The organism is Metallosphaera javensis (ex Hofmann et al. 2022) (assembly GCF_022064045.1).
In the GTDB taxonomy this organism is placed as follows: Archaea; Thermoproteota; Thermoprotei_A; order Sulfolobales; family Sulfolobaceae; genus Metallosphaera; species Metallosphaera javensis.
On sequence record NZ_JAKNCW010000046.1, the window covers coordinates 1 to 1,056 of the forward strand.

The following is a 1,056-nucleotide window of genomic DNA, read 5'->3' on the forward strand; positions in this document are numbered from 1 at the left end:
TACTTGAAGGAAAGGGTTCCGGAACACGACCTCGTTATCACTGATATGGGATCTGGATTGAACATGAGGAGAAAAGGATTTCGAAGACTCCTGAAGATGATGCTGAATAACGAGGTGAGCAAAATAGTCGTGGCTCACCAGGACAGGCTGGTGAGATTCGGATTTGAGATACTTGAGGAGGTGTGCAGGGCACACGGTTGCGAAATAGTGGTGCTCGAAAAAGAGGATCCAGAACAGGAACTAATTGAAGACTTGATCAGTATCCTAGTCTCGTTCTCTGGCGGAACGAGAGGTCATGAGCGTGAAAAGGTGAAGAAATGTGTTGAGGAACTTAAGAATTAAAACATTCATGCCACAAGAAAAAGAATACATACATTTAACGTATGCGATAAGAAATGAGGAGAGGAGCAAAGAACTAATTCGTGCCTACGTGAACTTACTAAATAAGGGAATAAAGTACGTGTTCAACAAAGTTAACGTGAAGAATGGAAGAGTAGAGTTACCAGAAAAGAAGGAAATATACAAGGAGTTAAGAGAGTACTTAATGAGGGAGAACGCGCAAGGACTGGCAAAACACTACGTTGACCAGGCAATTCACGACGTGTACTCTATCCTAGAGTCGTGGAGGAGGAGATTTGAGAAGGGGAGAAGCAAGTTCAAACCACCGCTTGTGAGGAAGGGTTACGTGAGGGTGAAAACCACGTTGAGGAAAGTCCTCGGGAAGAGCGTGAGGATAACCGTGAAACCACGCGAGTACATCACGTATTCCTAGGACGGAAGCTGGTTCTCTGAAAGAGTGGAAGGAATGGAGTTAACAGAACCGGTGATCAAGGAGGATAAAGTGTACTTAGTGTTCAGAAAAGAATCACCAACAACCACGCCACCTGAAACTGTAGCATTCGATTCTAACTTGTACTCCTTGGACGGTTACGATGGCGAGAAATTCATCACGATCTCTATGAAGCAACTCTACTCCTTGAAGTATGTCATGCAAATCAAGAGGGCTAAGGTACAGTCAGTTGCCTCTAGAAAGTTGAAGGGTGGCAAGAGGATGAC

At 44.5% G+C, this 1,056-nt stretch carries 2 protein-coding genes and 1 pseudogene; all 3 read left to right on the forward strand.

The genetic code is table 11. From position 1 onward, the window contains the following. Positions 1-342, forward strand: a 342-nt coding sequence (locus tag L3N51_RS12310) for an IS607 family transposase (RefSeq protein ID WP_238027511.1), incomplete at its 5' end; no start/stop codon positions are given. 7 nt (positions 343-349) lie between these two features. After that, on the forward strand, positions 350-772 hold the full coding sequence (locus L3N51_RS12730) for a hypothetical protein (RefSeq protein ID WP_320057125.1): 423 nt from the start codon (positions 350-352) through the stop codon (positions 770-772). Between the two features lie 33 nt (positions 773-805). Further along, positions 806-1,056: pseudogene (locus L3N51_RS12735) on the forward strand (RNA-guided endonuclease TnpB family protein); the annotation flags it as partial.